Source organism: Ferrovum sp., assembly GCF_027317285.1.
Classification (GTDB): domain Bacteria; phylum Pseudomonadota; class Gammaproteobacteria; order Burkholderiales; family Ferrovaceae; genus Ferrovum.
Map to the genome: position 1 here is coordinate 1 of NZ_DAHVHV010000008.1, position 18,868 is coordinate 18,868.

The 18,868-nt window shown below is 56.8% G+C and carries 15 protein-coding genes, 1 tRNA gene and 1 pseudogene; 7 read left to right on the plus strand and 10 right to left on the minus strand.

Annotation, left to right across the window (positions count from 1 at the left end; genetic code table 11):
• From M6F29_RS03360 to M6F29_RS03375, 4 genes and pseudogenes are all read left to right on the plus strand, one after another.
• Positions 1–260, plus strand: a pseudogene (locus M6F29_RS03360) (dihydroxy-acid dehydratase domain-containing protein); the annotation flags it as partial.
• A gap of 24 nt (positions 261–284) precedes the next feature.
• Entirely contained in the window at positions 285–704 is a 420-nt protein-coding gene (locus tag M6F29_RS03365) for a secondary thiamine-phosphate synthase enzyme YjbQ (protein WP_298157528.1), read from the plus strand.
• Between the two features lie 143 nt (positions 705–847).
• Complete coding sequence (locus M6F29_RS03370) at positions 848–4,297, plus strand: DEAD/DEAH box helicase (protein ID WP_298157531.1); 3,450 nt, start codon at positions 848–850, stop codon at positions 4,295–4,297.
• Between the two features lie 163 nt (positions 4,298–4,460).
• Positions 4,461–4,832: an HVO_A0114 family putative DNA-binding protein gene (locus M6F29_RS03375; RefSeq protein WP_298157534.1), complete on the plus strand. Its 372-nt coding sequence runs from the start codon at positions 4,461–4,463 to the stop codon at positions 4,830–4,832.
• A gap of 148 nt (positions 4,833–4,980) precedes the next feature.
• On the opposite strand, the gene M6F29_RS03380 is transcribed toward M6F29_RS03375, so the two are convergent.
• The 8 genes from M6F29_RS03380 to M6F29_RS03415 all read right to left on the minus strand — a co-directional run bounded on the left by M6F29_RS03380 (position 4,981) and on the right by M6F29_RS03415 (position 15,315).
• Positions 4,981–5,065: transfer RNA gene (locus tag M6F29_RS03380), tRNA-Leu, on the minus strand.
• Positions 5,066–5,109: 44 nt separating this feature from the next.
• Positions 5,110–7,131 carry a hybrid sensor histidine kinase/response regulator gene (locus M6F29_RS03385; RefSeq protein ID WP_298157536.1) on the minus strand — a complete coding sequence of 674 codons (2,022 nt, stop codon included), beginning with the start codon at positions 7,129–7,131 and terminating at the stop codon, positions 5,110–5,112.
• Positions 7,131–8,261 carry an FIST signal transduction protein gene (locus tag M6F29_RS03390; protein ID WP_298157539.1) on the minus strand — a complete coding sequence of 377 codons (1,131 nt, stop codon included), beginning with the start codon at positions 8,259–8,261 and terminating at the stop codon, positions 7,131–7,133. The genes M6F29_RS03385 and M6F29_RS03390 overlap by 1 nt, the downstream gene beginning before the upstream one ends.
• An 83-nt stretch (positions 8,262–8,344) precedes the next feature.
• Positions 8,345–9,094, minus strand: a complete 750-nt coding sequence (locus M6F29_RS03395; RefSeq protein ID WP_298157542.1) for an energy transducer TonB — start codon at positions 9,092–9,094, stop codon at positions 8,345–8,347.
• Positions 9,084–9,491 carry an ExbD/TolR family protein gene (locus M6F29_RS03400; RefSeq protein ID WP_297455260.1) on the minus strand — a complete coding sequence of 136 codons (408 nt, stop codon included), beginning with the start codon at positions 9,489–9,491 and terminating at the stop codon, positions 9,084–9,086. Before M6F29_RS03400 ends, M6F29_RS03395 begins: the two co-directional genes overlap by 11 nt.
• Positions 9,488–10,141, minus strand: a complete 654-nt coding sequence (locus tag M6F29_RS03405) for a MotA/TolQ/ExbB proton channel family protein (protein ID WP_297455263.1) — start codon at positions 10,139–10,141, stop codon at positions 9,488–9,490. Before M6F29_RS03405 ends, M6F29_RS03400 begins: the two co-directional genes overlap by 4 nt.
• A gap of 23 nt (positions 10,142–10,164) precedes the next feature.
• Positions 10,165–12,540, minus strand: a complete 2,376-nt coding sequence (locus tag M6F29_RS03410) for a TonB-dependent receptor (protein ID WP_298157547.1) — start codon at positions 12,538–12,540, stop codon at positions 10,165–10,167.
• Positions 12,541–12,588: 48 nt separating this feature from the next.
• Complete coding sequence (locus tag M6F29_RS03415) at positions 12,589–15,315, minus strand: Rne/Rng family ribonuclease (RefSeq protein WP_298157549.1); 2,727 nt, start codon at positions 15,313–15,315, stop codon at positions 12,589–12,591.
• Between the two features lie 421 nt (positions 15,316–15,736).
• On the opposite strand from M6F29_RS03415, the gene rluC reads away from it, so the two are divergent.
• Positions 15,737–16,732, plus strand: a complete 996-nt coding sequence (rluC, locus tag M6F29_RS03420) for a 23S rRNA pseudouridine(955/2504/2580) synthase RluC (protein WP_298157552.1) — start codon at positions 15,737–15,739, stop codon at positions 16,730–16,732.
• Here rluC and M6F29_RS03425 read toward each other — a convergent pair.
• Both M6F29_RS03425 and M6F29_RS03430 read right to left on the minus strand, forming a co-directional pair.
• Positions 16,691–17,428 carry an SAM-dependent methyltransferase gene (locus M6F29_RS03425; protein ID WP_297457186.1) on the minus strand — a complete coding sequence of 246 codons (738 nt, stop codon included), beginning with the start codon at positions 17,426–17,428 and terminating at the stop codon, positions 16,691–16,693. The two genes, rluC and M6F29_RS03425, sit on opposite strands and share 42 nt — an antisense overlap.
• Before the next feature lie 12 nt (positions 17,429–17,440).
• Positions 17,441–18,019: a Maf family nucleotide pyrophosphatase gene (locus M6F29_RS03430; protein WP_297457183.1), complete on the minus strand. Its 579-nt coding sequence runs from the start codon at positions 18,017–18,019 to the stop codon at positions 17,441–17,443.
• A gap of 113 nt (positions 18,020–18,132) precedes the next feature.
• Between M6F29_RS03430 and M6F29_RS03435 the strand changes: the two genes are divergently transcribed.
• Positions 18,133–18,642 (plus strand): YceD family protein, encoded by a 510-nt coding sequence (locus M6F29_RS03435; RefSeq protein WP_298157555.1) that lies wholly within the window; start codon positions 18,133–18,135, stop codon positions 18,640–18,642.
• 45 nt (positions 18,643–18,687) lie between these two features.
• On the plus strand, positions 18,688–18,867 hold the full coding sequence (gene rpmF / locus M6F29_RS03440; RefSeq protein ID WP_031597042.1) for a 50S ribosomal protein L32: 180 nt from the start codon (positions 18,688–18,690) through the stop codon (positions 18,865–18,867).
• The last annotated feature ends 1 nt before the right edge of the window (position 18,868 follow it).

Sequence of the window (18,868 nt, forward strand, 5' to 3'; positions counted from 1 at the left end):
GCTCGCCTGAAGCAGCGGCTGGCGGCGCGATTGGATTGGTCAGGAATGGTGACCGTATCCGTATCGATATTCCGAACCGCAGCATCCATGCATTGGTGAGCGAGGATGAACTGGCCAGGCGCCGCAGCGAGCAAGACAAGTCCGGTTGGAAGCCTGTGCTGCCACGCCCACGCAACGTGTCGGCTGCGCTCAAGGCCTACGCCAGGTTGGCCACCTCGGCCGATAAAGGCGCGGTGCGCAATTTATCGCTCCTCGATTGATCCTGGACCTGGCCCGGAATTCGCATGAAAAGTTATCGAAAAGAGATTTGGTTCAATGTTCAAACGCGTCGGGCATTCGTAAACATTACGTCCGAAGTGGAAAAGTGCCTGAGTGACAGTGGGGTACGGGAGGGTCTGGTCCTGGTCAATGCCATGCATATCTCGGCATCGGTCTTTATCAATGATGACGAGCCCGGCTTGCACCATGACTTCGAACAGTTTCTGGAACGCTTGGCGCCGCACGAGCCCATCACTCAATACCGGCATAACGACACCGGGGAAGACAATGCAGACGCCCATATCAAGCGTCAAATCATGGGACGGGAGGTGGTGGTCGCAGTTACAGGTGGAAAGCTCGACTTTGGTCCCTGGGAGCAGATTTTCTACGGCGAGTTTGATGGCGGACGACGCAAGCGCGTACTGGTAAAAATCATTGGGGACTAAGCCCTACGCCACTTTGGCTAAAAAAAGTGGCACCAAACGAATGTCAGGGATGAACTCCGTCATGCCTTTCGCCGTGAATGGTGATTGAGTCTCCATCGATGATTCTGTGCAGTAGAGCATAGGGACTCAGGACTCAAAGGCGCTTGACCTCGTCGTATTTACGTCTGGATAATCTGGTTCACTACACCCTGCTGCCCCTATCCTATCCACCAACGCCACCGACGATGATTAAAAATCTTACTGCCCGTGATATTTCCAGGTCCCTCTCTTCCACCTATCTGGAACGCGGACAGGTCTATTACCGCCAGGGCAAGGTGACCCGGCAGGAAATCCATCTGGATGGCAACGGCGTGACGGCCATCGTTTCGGGTTCGGGGCGAAACGCCTACCATGTCAAGATCCGTCTCGTGGAACTCCCTGGAGGCGGTATGGAGATCGATGGAGAATGCAGTTGCCCCGTGGCATATAACTGCAAGCATGTGGCGGCGGCCTTGATCAGCGCCCATACCTATTGCCTGTCCCAGGCGTTTACCAAAGCCCCAGGGACGAGCATCGCAAAACCAAAGCCCACCCCAGCGGAACTTCCCCAGGAACTCATGGTCTGGCTACAGGAGCTTGAACGGGCCAGCTACCCCGCCATGGACAAGGATGCCCTGCCCCACGAGGTGACTCAACGACTCCTGTATGTGCTGAAACTGACCTCCACTCACCCCCCGCAACTGGGGGTGAGTTATTTCATCAGTCGGGTACTCAAGGCAGGAGGGTTCGGCAAAGCCCAGCCCCACCACACCGTCCTTGATCAGCGCAATCCCGCCCGCTACCTGACGGAGCGCGACCAGGACATTGTGGCCACCATGAGCGGATTACGCGCCCGCCAGCCCCAGGGACGACTGCGAGGCGAAGTGGGCGCCCGAGTGGTCACGGAAATGATTGCCACTGGCCGTTGCTTCTGGGAAACGACCGACGGGGAACCCCTTGCTCTGGGCGAAAAGCGCAGCGCCCAACCGCTCTGGACCATGGATGACGAGGGCAACCAGAAGCTGACTTTCACCCTGGCAGAACCGGCCCATATTTTGCCCTTTGCCCCCCCGTGGTATCTGGACGAGCACACCGGACTGTGCGGCGAGATCGACTCGGGCCTATCCGCCACCGTAGCCCAGGCCATGGCCGAAGCTCCGCTCATTCCACCCACCCTGATACAGCCCCTCAGCAGGGAATTGGCGCGGAAAGCGCCTGCGGCACAGGTACCCTTGCCGCAAACCCTGCAGGAGCGGCAGATTACCCAGGTTGTTCCGGTTCCCTGCCTGCGATTATCCACCGTCGAAGTGCCCGTCCCGTCCTTTGCTTCCGGGGCATCCCGCTTTGATCTCTATGTGCGAAGCCTGATCCGTGAACCCGAGCCGGAAATCATCGAGGTGGCACAGGTGGAATTCGATTATGACGGCATCCGGATCACGGGAACCGACTCCTCTCAGATGATTACGCGCCTTCGGGGAGCGGAATTGTGGCATATCCTGCGCCAGGACGACGCTGAAAAACGCCATATCGAGGAGGTGGAGTGCCTGGGGTTTTTGTCGGCCAGGTTGGCCCATAGCCCATTGGCAAAAATCGTTCCCCACGGCTGGATCCTTGCCGACAATGAGGACTGGACAAACTTTTGTCTGGTGGAACTGCCAGCGCTGAAGGCAGCAGGTTGGCGCGTGGAGGTGGAACCCGGTTTCCGTTTTGATTTTGCCCAAGTGGACGAATGGACCGCCACGGTGGAGGAAGGCAGTGGCAATGACTGGTTTGGTCTGGAGTTGGGAATCCAGGTGGAGGGCCAGAAGCTGAATCTGACGCCGATCCTGCTCAACCTGATACGCCAGTTTCCGAAGCAGTTGACGCCAGCAGCGCTGGCGCAGATGACCGATGATCAGCACATCCTCATCGGCACCCTGCCCGATGGCCGGCCTTTGATCTTGCCCCCCTCCCGGGTGCGCGGCATTCTGTCCGTGTTGGTGGAATTGTTCGACAAGGACGCCCAACTGCAACGTCTGGAACTGTCCCCCTTTCAGGCCGCCCGCCTGGTGGAACTGGAAGAAGCCCACGGGGACTTGCGCTGGATGGGCGGGGAACGGTTGCGCGAACTGGGCAGAAAACTGCAATCCTTTGAAGGGATCCGCCCCGTTCCTCCCCCGGCGGGACTGATGACCGGGTTGCGCGGCTACCAGCAGGAAGGGCTCAACTGGTTGCAGTTTTTGCGGGAATACGATCTGGCAGGGATCCTTGCCGACGACATGGGGCTGGGCAAGACGGTTCAGGCCCTGGCCCATCTGCTGGTGGAAAAGGAATCCGGACGCATGACCCATCCCTGTCTGGTGGTGGCGCCTACCAGCCTGATGTTCAACTGGCACCGGGAAGCGGAGCGCTTTGCTCCCTCCCTGCGGGTTCTGGTCCTGCAAGGGTTGGAGCGCAAACAGCATTTCGACGCATTGGGAAATTACGACCTGGTGCTGACCACTTATCCTTTGCTGCCAAGAGACCGGGAAGTGCTGACCGGGCAGCAGTTTCATACCCTGATTCTCGATGAGGCGCACATCATCAAGAACCCCAAGTCCCAGGCCACCCTCATCGTGCACCAGATCCAGGCGCGCCATCGGTTAGCGCTGACGGGAACCCCTCTGGAAAACCATCTGGGCGAATTGTGGACCCTGTTCCATTTTCTGCTGCCGGGATTGCTGGGCCATGACAAGAGTTTTCGCAAACTGTTTCGCACCCCCATTGAAAAACAGGGCAACAGCGAACGGCGCGGCATTCTGGCGCGGCGCATCGCCCCCTTTCTGCTGCGTCGAACCAAGTCCCAGGTGGCGCAGGAATTGCCTCCCAAAACCGAGATGGTGCGCTATTGCCAACTGGAAGGCCCCCAGCGGGATCTGTATGAAGCCATCCGGGTGGCCATGCATGAAAAGGTACAACAGGAAATCGACAAGAAGGGCATGAACCGCAGTCAGATCATCATTCTCGACGCCCTGCTCAAACTGCGCCAGGTGTGCTGCGATCCGCGCCTGCTCAAGTTGCCCGCCGCGCAAAAGGTGAAGCAGTCGGCCAAACTGGAATTGCTCATGGGTCTGCTGCCGGACATGCTGGAAGAAGGGCGGCGGATCCTGCTGTTTTCCCAATTCACTTCCATGCTGGCCCTGATCGAGGAGGAATTGATGAGCCGAGAGCTGCCCTATGTGATCCTCACCGGCGATACCCTCGATCGTGCCACCCCGGTCAACCGCTTTCAGCAGGGGGAAGTATCCCTGTTCCTGATCAGCCTCAAGGCCGGCGGGGTGGGATTGAACCTCACGGCAGCCGACACCGTGATTCACTATGATCCCTGGTGGAATCCCGCCGTGGAAAACCAGGCCACGGACCGGGCTCACCGCATCGGCCAGGAAAACCCGGTATTCGTCTACAAACTGCTGACCGAGGGAACGCTGGAGGAGAAGATCATCGCCCTCCAGGAGCGCAAAAGGGATCTGGCCCAAGGAGTTCTGGCGGGTGCCGGAGAAGCCACGACTTCCCTCACGGCCACCGAACTGGCCCAGTTGTTCGAGCCTTTGGGGTAAATCCGCCTTGGAATTGCTGGCATAGGACGAGTAACGATGAAGGGCGTCCATATACTTTCGTTTCGGTTGAGCAGTTGCTCAATGATTTTTTTACTGAGGTTGAGAAGATATGCGAAATGCAGGGCATTCCAACCGAGGTCGTAGATGACAAGGAGACATGAAAATGAAAATTCTGTCCATGAAAAACCTTAAAAAAGAAATGCTGTCCGTTGTTCGCGGTGAGCGCAAAGCCCCTGCCGATGCTGCGCAAATCACTTTTGAGTCTGTGGAAGCAGTGATTCGCTTGCTCACTCCTGAAAACCGTTTCATGCTGGCAACTATTGATGAGAAAAAACCCGAATCGGTTGCCGACTTGGCACGATTAGTGAATCGAGCCGAACCTAATGTCAGTCGCACATTGGGAAAACTTGAAGCCTTCGGCTTCGTACGACTGCGTCAAGGCGCCGGAAAATCCAAAATACCAGAAGTCGCAATCCATCGGCTGACTGTGGACATGGACATCTGCGCTCAGCAAGATAGGGTAGCGGTCGCTTAACGAACAAGGTCAGATCGTGCGCAAGCCACGATCTGAACCGTTTGTTGGACAAGCCCGGCAAGTCCGCCAAGTCCCTGTGACCCTTGTTATGGAAATATCTCTCTGACTGTGGTGGTGCCGATGGGGGTCATCCCCGGATAATGATGACTGGTGCCCAGGAAGGGACTCGAACCCCCACACCTTGCGGCGGCAGGACCTAAACCTGCTGCGTCTACCAATTTCGCCACCTGGGCCAATCTCCCTGGGGATTTTAACTGATTTTGCAGGGGAAAGGGGTTCAGTGCTTCAGCCAGCGTTCCAGGATCTCCCGTAACTCATTGGGTTTGAAGGGTTTGGACAGGTAGTCGCTCATGCCTGAATCGAGGTAGCGTTGACGGTCTTCCATCATGGCATTGGCGGTGAGGGCAATAATGGGAACAGGAGAGCTCCCCTTGAGTTTTTCCTTGGCCCTGATCTGAAGGGTTGCCGTGATTCCGTCCATGATGGGCATCATTCCATCCATCAGAATCAGATCGATGGGATTTGATTCCCACTGGTGGAGGGCTTCCTCTCCGTTTACTGCCAGAATGATCTGGCATCCTTCCTTCTCCAGGATTTTCTGGGCCAGGAGACGGTTGGTGGCATTATCTTCGGCAATCAGAATCCGCGCGCCCTTAAGGGAGGGAAAGACTTGGGCGGGCGTTTGGGCGGGCGGGGGAAGGGCGGGGGGATCCTTGTATTGATAGGGCAGAACAAAGTGAAATGCTGCCCCTTTCCTCGGCTCACTTTTAACATAAATATAACCGCCCAATATTTTGATTAAATTTGATGAAATGGTCAATCCTAACCCAGTTCCCCCAAACTGACGGGTAATACTGCCGTCACCTTGGGTGAATGCAGAGAAAATCTGTTCCTGCTGCTCTTCAGGAATACCGATGCCACTGTCAGAGACACAGAAATGCAGCGCATTCGGCAGGGAAACTTCCGGCTCGACCCGCACCTTTACATGACCATGGGCTGTGAACTTGATGGCATTGCCCACCAGATTGACCAGGATCTGGCAGAGTCGGTCAGGGTCTGAACGGATCAGAGCCGGTAAGTTGGGTTCGACTTCAAGGGAGAATTGTAATTTCTTCTCTTCAGCCTGAAGTTGAAGTGGGCGAATGGTTTTTTCCAATACCCGACGCAGGTCAAAAAACTCGTGAGACAGGGTAAGTTTTCCGGCCTCAATTTTGGAATGGTCCAGAATATCATTGATGAGGGTGAGTAATTGTTGGGCTGAGGACCTGACGAGGTTGAGGTATTCTCGTTGTACGGGGGTCAGTTGGGTATCCAGCACCAGATCGGTCATGCCTATGATGCCATTCATGGGAGTCCGGATTTCATGGCTCATGCTGGCCAGAAATTCACTTTTCAGACGGTTGGCTCGTTCGGCGATCTCGTACGCCTTGACCAGTTCTTCCTCGAGTTTCTTGCGCTCCGTCATATCGGTAATGGTACCAACGACCCGCAGGGGATTGTCTTGATCGTCACGCCCAAACACCATCCCCTGGTCGAGCATCCATACATAGTGTCCCTGACGATGCCGCATGCGATGCAAACTGCGATAGACTGGAAGTTTTCCTGCCAGATGGTGTTCCAGACATTCCATACAGGCGGGCAAGTCCTCGGGATGAATACGGCTGGTCCAATCTTCGAAACGATTCCCTATTTCTTCCTCTTTGAATCCCAGCAGGGACTTCCAGGAGGAGGACATGAACATGGCATTGGTGACGGGGTTCCAGTCCCAGGCTCCGTGTCCGGCGCCCTCCAGTGCCATTTTCCAGCGCCGCTCGTTATCTGCCAAGGCTTGGCGGGTCGTATTCAATTGAGCGTGTTGTTGGCAGGCTTGTATGGCTACGCCCAGTTTGCCCGCCAGGGGACCGATTTCCTGAACCAGATCGATGGGCAACGAGGTGCTGCGTGCCAGTAACAGAAAGCCGATTTCGGGAAGTGGCCAGAGATAACAGTGAAACTTGTCCAGTGCAGTGTGAAAAATCGACCGTATTTCCTTGTTTCGTCGATCATACTGACTAATAAGCCGATACAGGAATTCCATCTGTAGCTCATGACGGGTGTTGCGGGGCAGCGTCATGAGTTGGACGGGGTCTTCTTCGCCGCGACGAGTGACAACGGAGGCCAGGGTACATCCCAAACGGCGCATGAAGACCGGGAGTGTGGACTTGAGCATTTGCTCCAGGTCCAGACTGATGCCAATGGACATGGCAATTTCCTGCAGAACCTCCTGCTGGACTGGACGCCAGGATTCCGTATCCTCCATCAAAAAAAACCTACCACGACGGTTTTATTGTAGAACTCCAGATAGTCTTGACCGCTGTTTGCGATTTCACCGATGGTCAGGGCACCCAACATCGGACCGGAGGAATGGATGACTGCCAGTTCCTGAAGGAAATCCTGCTCGAGAAAAAGGGCGCGCGAAACGCAATCCACGATGAATTGAAGTTCGTGGGGACGGGACTGGCTTTCAAACCAGGCCTTGCGAGCCATAGCATGAGCTTTTTGTGCCGCCTGGAGCAGCGTGTGCCGGTTGCCGTGCAACACGCGCACGAAAGCGCCGGTAGGTACCTCACCGGCACAGGTGATGTACTGGTTCTGGGTCATCAGAGGGTCACGGACCACCATTTCCGCATCGAGACGGGTAATTCCAAAGGGATAGGCTTTGGCAACGGGAAAAAAGTTGTCCGGGGTTATGGGCTGTCCCCCGTGCGTTGTCAGAATCTCCTGATATACCTCGAAGGCCGGGCGCCAATCCAGGGAATGAATGGTGTTTCCCTGGGCTGAAGTGACCTTGAAGGGCTTGGAAACGGAGTCCCATCCATGGGCGACCCCAACCCCGCTGGGGTGGTCCAGAAAGATCAGCAGGGCGCCATCCTGGAGCAGGCCGCTGGGGGTGATGACGCAGGGCTTGGGCTGGAGAGAGAGGGATCCACAGCCTCCGCCCAGGTAATTGAGTTCCAGACCGAAGGTATTGAAGAGTCCTTCGATCAAACTGGAAATATGCGCGGCAAATCCGTCGACGAACACCAGCAGGGTCTGGGTAGAGGGTGAACTGGACAGGTTGAAGGAACGGTCAAGAATTTCTTCGAAGCCGGATTGTTGCGACAGATTGTCCAGAATGACAAAAACGGGTGCACGTGCCAAACCGACCACTACCACCCCTTCAGACCAGGCTCTGCCTTCATGCAGTATTTGCGGAAAAATTCCTCCCAGAACGGGTTTGGTGCAGGTCTTCAGGAGGGGGTTCAGATTGGCCGGGGTATAGCCATTGGCATCGCATGCCAGGATCAGGATGGCTGCTACTTCAGGAGCTTGCTCGAAGGAGTCGAGGTGCTTTTTCAGCGCACTGACCTGGGTCGACGGTTCAAAAACGAATGAGGTGTGAAGAGGCATGGCGCCATGATAACTGAAAGAATTTGATATTGGGAGAGGGGGTAAAGGGGAAAGAGGGGTAAAAGTTGGGCAGGTAGATGCCGTCATTGCACGGATATTTGGAGATTCAGATCCTGAACCGAGTCGATCGGATGACCGTCCTTGATGGCAGGAAAAAACCGCCATTGTTGCAATGTTTCCAGAAGCAGGCGATTGAGGCGGGGGTTTTGGGTGGGATGCAGCAATTCCACGGTGACGGTGCCGTCCTTGCTGATATGAAAACGTACCAGGGCTGCCTCTTTCAGGGCCGAGGCGCGCAATTCATCAGGAATGACCGGGAGTGGATGAACCAGGGCACGGGCTGCCCGGACTTCGCTGGCCCCTTGTCCATGGGGGCCTGTGGGAGGGGGCGCATTGGATGAAGGGGTAGGGAGCGGCGGAGAGGCGCCAGGTGGTGTGGGGGTTGAAGCAGGAGCCGTATTGGCCGCCGGGGTGGACGGTGCGGCTGGTGCAGTTGGAGGAGGTGTCGGGGTGGGTTCTGCCAAATGAGGCATGGGGGGAGGACTGGAGGGAGTGCTGGGCATGGGCGCATGCAAGGCTTGGGGCACGATGGGGGTGGATTTGACTGCAGGCGCTGGGGGAGGGCCGGCATGGGCCTCATGGGCGGCGGGCAGTTCAATGATCTGTGCATCTACGGGTGGGGGGGGCGGAATTCTCTTGGCAGGAGGAGCCAGCCACTGGGTGAGCAGTTGCAGACCAAGGAGACAGAGGACAAGGGCAAGAGGAAGAGTGACCGGCAACCTGGGCCAGAAGCCATCGTTCAGGGTCAGTAGGGCCGGGGGCTCAGTCCGCATGTTTCACGGCGATCAGAAAATGCTGTACGCCAACGCTACGGGCGCGCAACATGGCCTGGACGGTAATGCCGTTGGGCGCCTGGCTGTCGGCGGCCACGATAAGGTCGGTTTGTTCAGAATTCTCCATTTTTTGTTTCAGCACGTTTCCCAAGGTTTCCAGTGTGACGGGGGTTTTGTCGATCAGAATCTGGCTTTGGGCCGTAATGGTCAGGGTGATGGGGTGCTTGGCCTGGAGGGGGGCCGCATGCCCCTGTGGCAAATTGACCGGCAGCGAGTGGAGGTTTTGCATGGACAGCGAAGCCAGCATGAACGTGGCCAACAGGAAGAACATCACATCGATCATGGGGATGATTTCGATGCGGCCCCGACGGTAACTGCGACGAGGACGGAGTTTCATGGGGTTTCCTGTTCGGATGCAGGAAATTCGTAACCCAGGCGGAGATTGTCCAGAAGGTGGGTCCCCAGTCGCTCCATTTCTTCGAGGGCATGGGTTTGTTGACGGGAAAAGTAATTGAATCCGAACAGGGCAATCAGGGCAATGAATATCCCGACAGCCGTGGCAATCAAGGCTTGTGCCACACCGCCCGTCACGCCGCTGGGATCGACCAGACCATTGCCTCCGATCAGATTGAAGGCATGCATCATGCCTGTGATGGTACCCAGCAGTCCCAGCAAGGGCGCAGCGGTGACAATGGTTTCCAGGACCCAGAGTCCTCTTCCCATGCCTTTTTCCAGGATTTGCGCCTGATCCTGGGCGCGCGATTCGATCCACCAGAGAGGGCGTGTACGGTGGTCCAGGATGTTGCGGCAGAAGCGGCCGTAATAGTTCCTTTCTCCTGTACGACGAATTTCTTCATCCAGACTTTCCCAGGTGAACCCGTAGGTGCTGACCAGTTGGTCCAGGGAGCGGGGCAACCGGATGAACCCCCAAAAGATCCATGCACGATCGAGCAGAATGACCAGTGCCATGAGTGCCAGGAACAACAGGGGATACAGTGTCGGCCCTCCCAGTTGAAGAGCGTGCCAACTTTCGATCAGTTCTTGCATGAAATCCATAGCCTCACAGGTCGTTACAGGGGTTTGGTGATGCCCAGAAAAATTCCTCGGGGCATGCCGTATTGAGGGGCAACCACGCCAATCCCGGAACCATCCCGGATCAGATAGGTTTGATTGAACAGATTGAGCAGGACCAGACGATATTCCATGGGACCGGTGGAATCAAGAGCGATGGTACGACGCACCCCCAAATTGACCACCGTATAGGCGGGCAGGCTGGTGGTATTGGCAAAACCGTTACGCAGTCCGCTCTGGTAGATGAGATCGGCAGACAGGTGGGTACCTTCCCAATTATAAGCCAAGCCACTGGATGCGGTGAGCGCCTGTTGATGGTCTACATAAACCCAATTGTTGGCAGCATAACTCAATACGGCCGGAGAAAACAGGTACTGACTCGAACTGATGCCGCGTGCCTGACTGATGGTACGTGCCAGGTTGGCATAGGAGGAGAAATTTTCGTTCTTGTAGTTGGCCGTGAATTCGATCCCATAGATAAGGCCCTCGTTGTAATTGAAGGGAGTCATGATCAGGGCAGGCCCAAACTGGCCTTCGTCGAGCAGGTTGGTGCTCCGGCTGTAATAGGTATCCACCCCTACATTGGTCTGGGTATTGAGTTGATGCAGAAGACCGACATCGTAGTAATCGGTGCGTTGCGATTTGACCGGGCTGTTCTGGCCATTGGTTGCCAGAGTGGTATTCTGGAACAGTGCCAACGTACTGGTGCTGACCAGTTCATTGGGTGGTGGGGTGAAATAACGTGAGTACCCCATGTGCCAGGTGGTTTGTGGAGTCAGGGTATAGACCATTCCGATACGGGGACTCCATTGATTTTCACTGACAAAGGCATTGATCTGATCGAAACGTAATCCGTAATTGACCGTCAGACGATCATTTGCCTTCCATTCGTCCTGGGTGTACAGGGCCCATAAGGTGTTGCCATTGTAGGTGTGGTTGTCTGTAATGGCGTAGGCGGGTCCCGACACCATACCATTGCCATTGACCGGAAACACGGTGGAGGTGTTGTTGCTGACGATATTTTCCGTCTGGCCGTAGAAACCGAAACGCACGGTATGAGCCGGTGTGAGACGCCAGGTGGCATCACTTTGCAGCCCGTTGCTGAGGCTGCTGCGCAGAATATCCGGGGCGACTCCGTTGAAGGCGAGGTCTCCGGGAATGTCGGATAGATATTGGAGACTTGTGGTGCGACTGAAGAGCGAACTTTGGTAGTCCAGTTGATCGCTAAGGGAACCCTGTAGGGCCAGGATGGAGAACTGGTTGGATTCGTTCTGTTGATCGGTCACCGTGGCGGAGTTGTATCCATTCAGACCCATCTGGGGCAGGATTCCGATTTGATTGGGGTCAGGGACTTGACCAGGGTTGGCGGGAATCTGGAAAGACCCTTTATATCCGCCCAGCATGAGACTGACCTTGGTGGTGGGGTCGAGCAGGTAAGACAGGTAACCAAAACCGCGAAATTGCTGGGTATTGTCATGAATCGGCGAACCGGGGTTGGGACGTTGAATGCCCAGGCTGTTGCTCAGGTACGAACCCGTGAAGAAATAGGACAGATTGCCGATGGAATTACCGTATTCCACACTGGGGTTGAGCGTGCTGAAACTCCCGCCGTAAAGGTCGAATTGCCCCGATCCGTCGTACTGCTGTTTCGTGGTGATGGAGACGACTCCCGCTGTATGGTCACCATAGAGAGCGGGTAGGGCGCCGGTCATGAGGTCGATCTGTTGGGCGAAACGGGTGTCGAAGAACTGCCCGAAACCGTTCATCCCCTCCGGTAGCAGGATGCCGTTGATGCGGTATTGGATATTGGCATGGTCGCCCCGGATATGCAGTTGTCCAAAGGAATCATTGACGACGCCCGGGGCCTGCAGAAGAACCTGATTGAGAGGGGTATTTTCTCCCTGAGGCAAGTCCTGGATGGCCTGGGCATCGAACCGCGTGACACTGCTTGCGTCCTGAGTGGAGACCTGAGTGCGGGAACTCCTCTTTTGCGCGCTACTGATCTGAATGGCCAGGGCCTGGGTACTCCCGAGAGTCAGTCGGGTTGCCTGATCGGTGCCGTCCATCGTGACAATCCCGATGGCATCCTGATAGGGATCCTGGTGGGCTTGCAAACTGTAAGTACCCTGGGGAAGCGAAAGTTGGAACTGGCCCGCGGCATCACTGTGCAGGGTGGCCAGTGTCTTGCCGGAATCGTCCTGAACCTGGATTTGAGCCTGGGCAATCGGATTGCCCAAACTATCCTCGACCTGCCCTTGTAACCTGTTGTCTGGTCCGGCCCAGGCTGGTTGGCTGGTCAATCCAGCCAGCAGGCCCTGACTCAGAGCGAGGGTGCAGGCAATGCGCTTTATGGTCTTTAACACTGGACAATACATTCGCCTATCCCCCGTCCGGAATTTCATCCGAGCAGGGGATGGTCGGGTTTACTCGGCGACGTCTGGAGTCGTCACTGATTTTTGCGTTTCCACCTGCATCAAGGGTTCACTCTGCGCAGGCGCGGAACGCGTGCGTGCCGTGCGGCGGCGCCGTACCGGGGGAGGAAGTTCCTCCGGTTCCTGGGTGGGAGGGGCGTTACGAGTCTGCACCAACACCAGACCGGATTCAGGCGGGACGACCAGGGTTTCCAGTTGAAGGGACGTTGCGGGAGCCGAGATCACTGCAGCAGGATGCTCCGGGGAAACCGTTTCCGCCGGTAAGGAGGGTGGCTGGACGGGTTCCGGGTGGTGAACTGCCGCAGGGGCAGGAGCCTGTTCGGCCACTGCGTCCGGCGAGGATACCTGGGCAGGAATGGTCAGGGGCTCCGCATTGGGTAAGGACACCTCCCCTTTTTCTGCTTCGGGCAATGGAATTTCCGAGTCGACCGAGGGTACGGGGGCTACGGCAAGGGGGGCGTCGACCCGATGGGCTTCTTCTGAGTCAGGCTGGGCGGAAACAGGTGCATGAAGCATCTCGCTTTCCTCCTCATTCCCTTCTTTCAGTGCATCCTGCTCGGCGCGGGGGAAAGAGGGCGCAATGGCTCCGTTGAAACGCCGAGATTTTTCACGTCGTCCTCCCCGACGTCCCCGACGCCGACCTTCCTTTTCCGCCGGAACGGGGCTGGCTTCCTCTCCTTCCACGACGGGCGGTTCTGCCGCCATGACCAGGGTGGGGGCGGAGTCATCCGTGGGACGAATTCTTCTTTGGGTCCGGGGGGGCTTGGGGGCAGACTTTGATTCTGCTTGGCTATCTGGAGTGACCACCTCCTGGGTGGAAACCTCAGGGACGGGTGGGCGGTTCTGAGGCCCCCGTTCCCGCCGTTCCCGCCGTTGACGCGGAGGGGGACGACGATCTTCCCGTTCGGAGCGCGCAGCAGGAACGGCAGGCACCGTCTTGACCTGGGCAGGAACGGACGAGGTCGGTTCTGCTCGAGCCGGTTCAGGATTGCCTTTCAGCCAACCGATGATGGTTTCAAACAGACCTTTGCGCTCCTGTTCGCGATAAGTATGCGCGGGTGGAGCAGCAGGTTCCGGGGTGCGGACCACAGGCATGGGCGCAGGTTGTTGAGGGGTGATGCCGCGGACCGCGGCAACGGGGCGATCGGGTTTTTGGGCGGTGGCCGCGTGGACCCGGGGTTCCTGATTTTCGGCAGGAACTTCCACCATCTGATAGCTGGCTTCCGTGAAGTCCATTTGATTGGCTTCATCATGACGAATGCGAACCACGGAGTAGTGGGGTGTTTCCATGTGAATGTTGGGAATCAGCATGACATGGACCTTGAGGCGGGCCTCGATCCCATAGATGTCCGGACGCTTTTCATTGAGCAGGAAAGTGGCGACATCTACCGGTACCTGAGCGCGCACGATGGCCGTATTGTCCTTCATGGCTTCTTCCTGCAGGATGCGCAGGATATGCAGGGCAGAGGATTCCGTGTCGCGGATCACCCCGGTTCCATGACAGCGCGGGCAAGGGGTATGACTGGTTTCGCCAAGGGAAGGCTGCAGGCGTTGGCGGGATAGTTCGAGCAAACCAAAGCGGGAAATCTTGCCGGTTTGAACGCGTGCCCGGTCATAGCGCAGGGCATCGCGCAGACGGTTCTCCACTTCGCGCTGGTTGCGCGGGCTCTCCATATCGATGAAATCGATGACGATCAGTCCACCCAGGTCGCGTAAACGCAGTTGGCGGGCAATTTCGTCGGCCGCTTCCAGATTGGTGTTGAGGGCCGTATGTTCGATATCCGCCCCCCGCGTGGCACGGGCCGAATTGACATCTACCGAGACCAGCGCCTCGGTATGGTCGATGACGATGGCTCCTCCGGAAGGCAGACTGACCTCACGGCGGTACGCCGTTTCAATCTGGTGTTCGATCTGAAAGCGCGAGAAGAGAGGCACGTCATCACGATATAACTTGACCTTGCTGACGTTCCCGGGCATGACATGACTCATGAACTGGCGCGCCTGTTCGTAAATGAGCTCGGTATCGATGAGGATTTCGCCGATATCGGGCTGGAACAGGTCGCGAATGGCCCGAATGACCAGGCTTCCTTCCTGATAAATCAGGAAAGCGCCTTTTTGGCCTCCAGCAGCAACTTCAATGGCAGTCCATAGTTGCAGGAGATAGTTGAGGTCCCACTGTAATTCCTCGGCCGAGCGTCCAATGCCTGCGGTGCGGGCAATCAACGACATACCGGCAGGGACTTCGAGTTGGGCGAGGACATCCCGGAGTTCGGCGCGCTCTTCGCCTTCCACCCGCCGCGAGACCCCACCGCCCCGCGGGTTGTTGGGCATCAATACCAGATATCGCCCCGCCAGACTGATGAAGGAAGTCAGGGCTGCGCCCTTGTTCCCCCGTTCATCCTTGTCGACCTGAACGATCAGTTCTTGGCCTTCCTTGAGCAAACTGGCGATGCGTTGGCGGGAAAAATCGCCTTCCTCGTCGCCCAGTGCGGTACGGGCAATTTCCTTGAAGGGCAGAAAACCGTGGCGGTCTGCACCATAATCTACGAAGACGGCTTCGAGCGAAGGCTCGACACGACTGACGACTGCTTTGTAAATGTTACTTTTTTTCTGTTCCTTACCGGAATACTCGATATCAAGGTCGATCAGTTTCTGACCGTCGACGATAGCCACCCGGAGTTCTTCCGTATGTGTGGCGTTAAACAACATTCTTTTCATACTCAGGCTCCAGCGCGCTGGGGCTGCCGGGCGGTAAACACCCTCTACTCGAAATCTCCCGGATTAAGGGGAAGTTCGTGAATGATCCTTCAAAGAGTCTGGAAATCCGTTTTAATGGTGAACAACCTCTTGTGGGCCACGATGGGAATTACCTTCAACGACGTGTGCATCTATAACGCCGGATCAATCAAATACGGAGCGGTCAGCGCGCAAATCAACAACTATCGCTACTTTTTGGTGAGCGAGATTAACCAGAGTCGAAGACTGATCATCGGTTCGATGAGATAATGAGCGAAATCTCGACGGTCAGCATCCGTATCATTCATGCGTTGCGGATACCTTGCCGGATGGGGCGGAAATTTCTGCCGCGCCTGCTCCGAACTGGGTATGTTTTCCACAAACACTTATTCTAAAACAAATAATGACATTAAGCAAAGCATTCGTGGAATGGCTGGAAGTCGACGAAGACCAAGCCGGTCAGCGCCTCGACAATTTTCTGCAGGGATACCTCAAAGGAGTCCCCAAAAGCCACGTCTATCGCCTGTTGCGCAGCGGTGAGGTAAGGGTCAACAGCAAGCGTGCCGATCCTTCCTATCGGCTTCAACGTCAGGATCGTTTGCGGATTCCTCCGGTACGCCGGACAATCCCCGAGAAGGAGGGTATGGTGCTTCCTTTGCCGGTTTCTCTGCGTTCGGAGATTCTGCATGAAGACGAGGGGCTGTTGGTCCTGAACAAACCGACCGGGGTGGCCGTCCATGGAGGAAGCGGCATCCGGTTGGGCGTCATCGAACAATTGCGTCAGGACCGCCCCGAGGCGCGTTTCCTGGAGTTGGTGCACCGGCTCGATCGGGATACCTCGGGGTTGTTGCTGGTGGCCAAGAAGCGTGCCGTTCTGGTGGCTTTGCATGAATCATTGCGTCACAACCGTATGGAAAAATCCTATCTTGCCTTGGTGCAAGGCCAATTTCCCCAAGCCCGGCAACACGTCCGTTTGCCCTTGCACAAATACATGACGGCCAGTGGCGAACGACGGGTAGTCATCCATGCAGAGGGAAAGCCGTCGGAAACCCTGTTTACCCGGCTCCGGACCTGGCCTGAAGCCACCCTTCTGGAGGCGCGCCTGCTTACGGGGCGAACCCACCAGATTCGGGTGCATCTGGCGCATTTGGGGTTTCCCATTGCCGGGGATGATAAATACGGCAATCATGAATGGAACCATCAACTGACCCGTTTGGGTCTCAAGCGTATGTTTTTACATGCAGCCCGCTTGTCCTTCGTGCATCCCCTGGATCAGCGTTCGTTGGTCTTCGAGGCTCCTCTGCCTCCTGCACTGATCCAGATCCTGACCCGCCTGACAGGATCGGGCGAGGAGCCGTTACCCGCTCCGGCCGGACGAGTGCGCCAGAAACAGGAATAGGGTAGGGAAGTGATGGAGGTCGGGAGGGGGACGGTGTCGCCATTCGGACACGGAAGCGGTCCGGATCCATTCCTGAGACCCGGTCAGATCTCTGGCCACGCAGAGTTGGGTCATGGGGTGGAGAGTGCGACACAGGCTGGCGAAGAGGGCTTCGTTGCGGTAGGGGGTTTCTATGAACGACTGGGTTTCCTGATGGGCTCGCGAACGCTTTTCCAGTTCGATCAGACGTGCGTTACGGGCCATCTCGGGTACAGGAAGGTAGCCGTGGAAAGCGAAACGCTGTCCTTCCAGTCCGCTGGCCATGAGACCCAGCAGTAGTGAGGAGGGGCCCGTTTCGGGTACGACCCGAAACCCCGCAGCGTGGGCGGCATTGACCAGACGCGCTCCGGGGTCGGCAATGGCAGGGCATCCTGCATCTGACAGCAGTCCCAGGTTGTGTCCTTGACGCAACGGTGCCAGCAGGGATTCCAGGTGGGCCATCGTGGCCTCCTGGGGCAGTGGGGAAAGCGTCAACTGGGCGATGGGCAGCGGATGGTCGATCCGTTTGAGTAGACGGCGGGCTGTTTTGGGCGTTTCCACCACAAAGAAGGAAAGTTGCCTGAAACGATCCAGTAACCGGGGCGACAGTGTCAGGAGTGCTTCAGGCGCTTCGCTCAAAGGGACAGGAAGCAGGTACAGGGTGCCGTGGGGGGTCATGGAGGGAGGGCCTCAGGGAAGGACGATTCCAAAACGCGCCAACAGAGAGGTCAGGGCAATGAGCGGAAGCCCGATCAAGGCGGTAGGATCATCGCTGATCACCTTTTCGACCAACGTGATGCCCAAGGTTTCGATACGTCCGCTGCCGGCACAATCGTAGGGTTGATCCTTGCGCAGGTAACGTTCGATCTGTGCTGGTGTCAATACCCGATAATGAACCGTCACGGTCACCCGGAGGGATTCATGATGGCCGGTGGCGGCATCCAGAACGCAAAGCCCCGTATGAAATTGCAGGGCGCGACCACTGGCCCAGGTCAATTGTTCCACGGCAGCTTCATGATCGGCGGGTTTGCTGATGGCTATCCCCTCCCGTTCGGCTACCTGATCGCTGCCGATGATCAGACCTTGATCATGGAAGCGGCTGATGGCGCGGGCTTTTTCCAGTGACAGGCGCAGGCAGGTCTGCTGAGGGGACTCTCCCCCGATCGGGGTTTCATCGACATCCGGCGCTTTCCAGACGAAAGGAATCTGGAGGCGAGCAAGCAGTTCTCGGCGGTAGGGTGAGCTGGAAGCCAATATCAGGGGGATCATGGAGGTCGGGATTCAGTACGGGGAGATACGAGGTGGGGAGTATAGCAAAGTTGCCGCCACCAATTGACAAGTCTTTGACAGAAAGCGGGGGAACACGGTAGAATCGAGGGCTTATGTTTGATGCACCCATACTCGATCCTCAGCGTTTTACGGCCCTTGCAGAGCGGGTTGAGGGGGAGTGTCGTCCAGACCAGATCCCTGCCTTGCAGGAGTACCTTTTTTCTCCCGAGGGAAAGATTCGGTTTGTCATGCGCGGATGGGTGGATGAAAGAAGGCGGCGCCTGCTCGAGGTTCAGGTCGACGGACAACTCTGGTTGGTATGCCGGCGATGCCTTTCCGGCCTCTCCTTTGATCTGGAGGCCCGTTCGCGAATACACTTCGTAGGCAGCGAGGCGGCTCTGCCAGATCTTGAAAGCGAGGACCCCGAAGAGGAAACCCTGGTTTTTCCGGAATCGCTGAATGTGGCTGAATGGGTTGCGGAGGAAGTATTGTTGGCTTTGCCGTTGGCGCCGGCGCATGAGGGAGATGCCTGTGTCGGTGCCGAACCCGTCGAGGAAGCACGGGCGGGCAAGACAAGGCCGTTTGCCGTATTGGGTGCACTGAAAGTTCCAGCGCGCGAGTGAAGGACACTTGGCGTTATATTAATCGATCATTTAGGAGTCAGAACCATGGCTGTTCAACAAAATAAAAAGTCCCCTTCCAAGCGCGGCATGCATCGTGCCCATGATTTTTTGACGGCCAAGCCGCTGGCGACGGAACCGACCACGGGAGAAACCCACCTGCGTCACCATATCAGCCCGAATGGTTTTTACCGTGGCCGTAAAGTGGTTCAGTCCAAAAACGACTAAC

Coding starts and splice junctions, on each gene's coding strand:
- M6F29_RS03365 (WP_298157528.1), top strand. CDS start 285: ATGAAAAGTTATCGAAAAGAGATTTGGTTCAATGTTCAAACGCGTCGG.
- M6F29_RS03375 (WP_298157534.1), top strand. CDS start 4,461: ATGAAAATTCTGTCCATGAAAAACCTTAAAAAAGAAATGCTGTCCGTT.
- M6F29_RS03385 (WP_298157536.1), bottom strand. CDS start 7,131: ATGGAGGATACGGAATCCTGGCGTCCAGTCCAGCAGGAGGTTCTGCAG.
- M6F29_RS03390 (WP_298157539.1), bottom strand. CDS start 8,261: ATGCCTCTTCACACCTCATTCGTTTTTGAACCGTCGACCCAGGTCAGT.
- M6F29_RS03395 (WP_298157542.1), bottom strand. CDS start 9,094: ATGCGGACTGAGCCCCCGGCCCTACTGACCCTGAACGATGGCTTCTGG.
- M6F29_RS03400 (WP_297455260.1), bottom strand. CDS start 9,491: ATGAAACTCCGTCCTCGTCGCAGTTACCGTCGGGGCCGCATCGAAATC.
- M6F29_RS03405 (WP_297455263.1), bottom strand. CDS start 10,141: ATGCAAGAACTGATCGAAAGTTGGCACGCTCTTCAACTGGGAGGGCCG.
- M6F29_RS03410 (WP_298157547.1), bottom strand. CDS start 12,540: ATGTATTGTCCAGTGTTAAAGACCATAAAGCGCATTGCCTGCACCCTC.
- M6F29_RS03415 (WP_298157549.1), bottom strand. CDS start 15,315: ATGAAAAGAATGTTGTTTAACGCCACACATACGGAAGAACTCCGGGTG.
- rluC (WP_298157552.1), top strand. CDS start 15,737: ATGACATTAAGCAAAGCATTCGTGGAATGGCTGGAAGTCGACGAAGAC.
- M6F29_RS03425 (WP_297457186.1), bottom strand. CDS start 17,428: ATGACCCCCCACGGCACCCTGTACCTGCTTCCTGTCCCTTTGAGCGAA.
- M6F29_RS03430 (WP_297457183.1), bottom strand. CDS start 18,019: ATGATCCCCCTGATATTGGCTTCCAGCTCACCCTACCGCCGAGAACTG.
- M6F29_RS03435 (WP_298157555.1), top strand. CDS start 18,133: ATGTTTGATGCACCCATACTCGATCCTCAGCGTTTTACGGCCCTTGCA.
- rpmF (WP_031597042.1), top strand. CDS start 18,688: ATGGCTGTTCAACAAAATAAAAAGTCCCCTTCCAAGCGCGGCATGCAT.